Here is a 4789-nt window from a genome sequence, read left to right as displayed (position 1 = left end):
GCGCTCCGTCCAGGCGGCCGCCCCGGCCCCTTCGAACACCTCCGCCGCGGCCCGCCGCGCCGCGCGGGCCGGCGCCCGCCGGCGCCGGCGGCGCTCCACCCGGGCGAGGGCGAGCAGCGTGCGGCCGCGTTCCAGCGGCAGGCGGAGGGCGTCGAAGCGCTGGGCGGTGGCCTCCAGCAGGTGCACGGCAGCGTCGGCGTCGCCCTGCGCGGACAGACACAGCCCGCGGGCCCGGTCGAGGGCCGCGACGACCCCGGTACGGCCGAGGCCGACGGCGACCGTACGGACGTCGGCCAGCAGCCGGGCCGCCTCCTCGGGGGCGTCGGCGGCGATCAGGGCCTCGGCGAGCTCCCCGTGCCAGCGCAGGATCGAGGGGTCCACCACCTGCTGGGCGGCCTCCAGTTCGGCGACCCGGCGCAGCGTGGCGACGGCCTTCGCCGCCTCCCCCGTGGCGAGTTCGACGAGGCCGAGCGCGTGCAGGCTGCGGGAGAGGAAGACCTGGTCCTGCTCCTCCTGAGAGGCCTGGATGCCGCGCCGGGCGTAACCGGCGGCCCGGGCGAAGCTGCCGCCCATGGTTTCCGCCATCGCGGCGACGTACCAGGCGGGGCCGGGCGAGAGGCCCGCGTCTATCGTGAGCTCCAGGGCCCGGCGGGCGTGGGCGGAGGCGGCCTCGCACCGGCCGCTGCGCAGTTCGACCTCGGTGAGGCTGCGCAGGACCTCGAAGACGTCCTCGGCGGAGCCGGTGCGCTGGACGGCCGGCAGCAGCACCATCAGCTGGCGGCGGGCGTCGTCGAGGCCGTCGTCGAAGAGCGCGTGCCGGACGGCGAGGTACTGGGGTGCGTTGCGCATGCCGAGCGGCACTTCGGGAGCGGGCAGGGCGAGGGCCTCGGCCAGGATCGCCTCGGCGCCCGGATCGCCCAGGATCCGGCCCATACGGGCCCGTACGGTCAGGGCCATGGCCTGGGCGACCTGGTCACCGCCGAGTGCGGCGAGCGCCCCGGCGCGGGCCGCGGCGTCGCGGGAGCGGACCGGGTCGCCGTCGCTGAGGTTGTGCTTCCAGGCGATCCGCAGCTGGACGGCGGCTTGGAGCGAGGGGTCCCCGGCGGCCTCGTCCATGGCGTACGCGATGGTCTCGTCGAGCGCGCCGAGGGCCTGCCCGGCGGCGTCGATCACGGCGAGCCGGGCCCGGACCCGGTCGGCGGGCGAGGCGTCGCGGGCCAGGACGGCCCCGGTGGCACGGCGGGCGAGGTCGGCGCGGCCGGACCAGCCGGCGTCCTCGGCGGCCGCGACCAGGCGGGCCAGTTCCTCGCCGGCCAGCCAGGACGGCGTACGTTCGGCCGCGAGGAGGCCCAGTTCGGCGGCGAGGGCGCGCTGGCCCCGGCGGCGGCAGGCCGCGGCGGCCTCGGCGATCTCTTCGGCCAGCCACTGGTCGGGGGTGTCCACGGCCAGCGCCCGGTGCCGTACCGCCTGGACGGGGTCGTCGACGGCCTCGGCCAGGGCCGCGTGCCCGGCGGCGCGTTCGGGCCAGCCCGCGTCGGCGGCGAGGGCGGTGGGCAGCGCGCCGGCGGTGAACTCCACGGAGCCGTCCTCCCCCACCCTGACCAGCGCGGCCCGTTCCGCCTCGGCCAGCTCGGCCTCGGCGTCGGGGCGACCCGCCCGGCGCAGCAGGGAGATGGTGGGACGGGCGGCGAGGGCGGCGAACAGCAAGGTACGGCGAGCCTGGGCGGGGGCCCCGGCCAGGAGCCGGCGGGCCACCTCGCGGGCCTGTCCGGAGACGGGCAGGGCATCGGCGTGGTGGGCGCTGCAGTCGCGGGCTTCGGCGGCTTCGGCAAGGGAGTGGCCGAGGGCGAGGGCCAGGCGCGGGTTACCGCCGCTGGCCTGGTGGATGCGGCCGGCGAGGCGGGCCGGGAGGCCGTGGCGGACGAGGAGTTCGGCGACCTCGTCGGCGCCGAGCGCGGGGACCCGTATGGCGGGGACGCCGGGGCCGCAGAGGGGTTCGCCCACCGGGACCCCGCCCTGAACGCATTCGGCGACCAGGACCCGCACACCGGGCGGGGTGAGGCGCAGAGCGAAGCGGAGCAGGTCGATGCTCTCGGCGTCGAGCCACTGGGCGTTGTCGAGGACGAGCAGGACGGGGTGGCGGTCGGCGAGCGCGCGCAGCACCTCGACCACGGCGAGGCGCAGCGCGATGTGGTCGCGGCCGGCCCGGGGGGCGTCGGCCTCGCGCCGCAGGAGGGCGATGGCGGTGCGCTGGGGGCCGGAGAGCTGTTCCAGGGCGCCGCCGGGTACGGAGGCGAGGAGGGCGGCGGCGGACGCCTCGGGTATCCATTGGTCGGCGGCCTCGGGGGCGAGGCACAGCACGGTCTCACGGCGCGATTCGGCCGCGGCCGCGACGGCGCGCACCACCTCGGTCTTGCCCGCGCCGGCGGGTCCGGTCACGAGCGCCCGGCCCTGCGTGGTCAGCGCGCGGTCGACCGCCTTGACCAGTTCTCCGTGTCCGACACTTGTGTCAGCGTGCCCCGTCGCCGCCACCACGCACAGCCACCAGCCTCTCGATCCCCAGCTCCTGTGCCCTTCCTGTGAGAGGCGACAATACGAGGTCGAGTGGCGGGCGGACACGGATTGTGACGCAGAAATCAGTCACGTCCCGGGAAAACCCGTCGGACCTGCCGATACGAGGTGTATCAGCAGGTCCGCGGGCTCGCCTTGGTCCGTACTATCGGGCCGTCAGGCCGTGTTGGCTCCTGATCAGAAGGTCAGGTTCCAGGAGTCGACCTTGCCGATGTCGCCGCCGGCGTTGTCGTTGACCCGCAGCTTCCATGTGCCGTTCGCGACCTCGGAGGAGGCGTTCACGGTGTAGACCTGGTTGATGTTGTCGGCGCTGCCGCCGGAGCGGTTGTGCACGGTGTAGACGGTGCCGTCGGGGGCGACGAGGTCGACCTTCAGGTCACCGATGTAGCTGTGCACGATGTTCACGCCCACCTTGAGGGTGGCCGGGGCGTTGCCGCTGACACCGCTGACGGTGATCGGGCTCTCCACGGTGGTGTTGTCGCCGATGGCGAAGTCACCGGTGTTCTCGAAGTACTTGCCGGGCGGCGGGGTGCTGCCGACGGCCTTCAGCGCGTCGACCTGGCCCTCGCCGAAGAAGCCGTTCTTCGCCGTGGTGCCCTTGCAGCGGCTGTCCGACGGGCAGGCGACGTCGTTGGCCTGGGTGGCCAGCTTGTCGCGCAGCTGCGCCGGGGTGATGCCCGGGTTGGTGCTCGCCAGCAGGGCCGCCACACCGGCGACGTGCGGAGATGCCATCGAGGTGCCGCTCATGGTGCCGTACTTGCCACCCGGCTGGGTGCTGTAGATGCCGGTGGCGTCGCCGCCCGGAGCCGTCACGTCGACCACGTTCAGACCGTAGTTGGAGTACGAGGCCTTCGCGGTGGTGCCCATCGCCGAGACCGTGACCACGCCCGGGAGCTCGGTCGGGATGTCCAGGCAGGCGTTGGTGATGGTGCGGGTGACCGGAGTCGAGTCGTTCGGGCTCTCGGTGTCGGTCGTCTTGTTGGCCAGGTCGATGTTGGAGTTGCCGGCCGCCGCGACCTGCAGCGAGCCCTTGCCCTCCGCGTACTCCTGGGCGCGCTTGACACCCTCGATGATCGCGGCCTGGTCGGCGTTGTCCGGGCAGTTGAACTGCCACGGGTCCGTGTAGTAGCTGTTGTTGGTGACCTTGAAGCCGTGATCACCGGCCCACATGAACCCGCAGACGGTGTTCTCGGCGAAGAAGAGCGAGGAGCCCGGCTCGGCGATGCGCACCGAGGAGATCTTCACGCCCGGGGCCACGCCGATGACGCCCTTGCCGTTCTTGGCGGCCGCGACCGTACCGGCCACGTGTGTGCCGTGGGTGCCGACGTCCCGCCAGGCGCCCGTACGGGTGTCCGGCTTGCCGTAGGCGCAGGACGCGGAGTCCGCCGCGTTGAAGTTCGGAGCCAGGTCCTGGTGCTGGTCGTCCACACCGGTATCCAGGATGCCGACCTTGACGGAGGCGGAACCGGTGGTGACGGCCCAGGCCTGGTCGGCCTTGATCTGGGTCATGTCGGCGCGGACCGGCTCGCCCGAAGGCGTCGTGGCCTGAGCCGGGTTGGCGGGAAGCGCCGGGTTGTAGGCGTCCGCCGGCACGTCCGAGGTACGGGTGGCGCCGACCTGCTGGACGCCGCTCACACCGCGCATGGTGGTGGCGAAGGTACCGGACGCGGAGTGGGCGACGATCACGCCGATCGCGTCGTAGTACTGGAACACCGTGCCGCTGTTGGCGGTCACGGCGTTGCGCACCGCCGTGGTGTCACCGGGAGCGGTGATCACGAGGTAGGCGCGCGTACCGGCAGCCCAGGTCGCACTCTGGGAGGTCGGTGCCGCAGCCTTGGGGGCCGCCGCCGCGGGGGCGGGGACCGAGGATCCGGAAGGAGAGACCGGGGCGGTGCCGGCGAGCGCGGCGGGAGCCCCGAAAGCGAGTGCCGCGCCGAGCGTGGCAGCCAGCACGAGGGTACGTCGAGGTCGGCTGGATATGTGGGGTATCAATGCGTCCTCCGAAGACCCGGTGGTCAGGCCGGGTCGAACGAAACAAGTGGTGGACGCAAGATGTCATGCACACAGCCTGTTACGGAAGTACCTTTTACAGCCTGGGGGTTCGGTTATCGGTGGCCGAATACCGACTATGGGTGCAAGTGCGGAGAATGCGGCGGGGCGGGGCGGGTGGGGGCCGGGGGGGGGCGCCCAGCCCCGGCCGGCCCCCCGGGGGGTGCCC

At 73.7% G+C, this 4789-nt stretch carries 2 protein-coding genes; both read right to left on the bottom strand.

The window, feature by feature from the left end:
* Nucleotides 1–2535 (bottom strand): AAA family ATPase (locus ACWGIU_RS30050; RefSeq protein WP_453711043.1); only part of this gene is annotated, 2535 nt, incomplete at its 3' end.
* A gap of 213 nt (nucleotides 2536–2748) precedes the next feature.
* Complete coding sequence (locus tag ACWGIU_RS30045) at nucleotides 2749–4524, bottom strand: S8 family peptidase (RefSeq protein ID WP_453711041.1); 1776 nt, start codon at nucleotides 4522–4524, stop codon at nucleotides 2749–2751.
* Nucleotides 4525–4789: the final 265 nt, after the last annotated feature.

It is taken from the genome of Streptomyces sp. NPDC054840 (assembly GCF_053611065.1).
The sequence above is the reverse complement of the archived record's forward strand: the minus strand, read 5'-3'. Positions and strand labels throughout refer to the sequence as shown.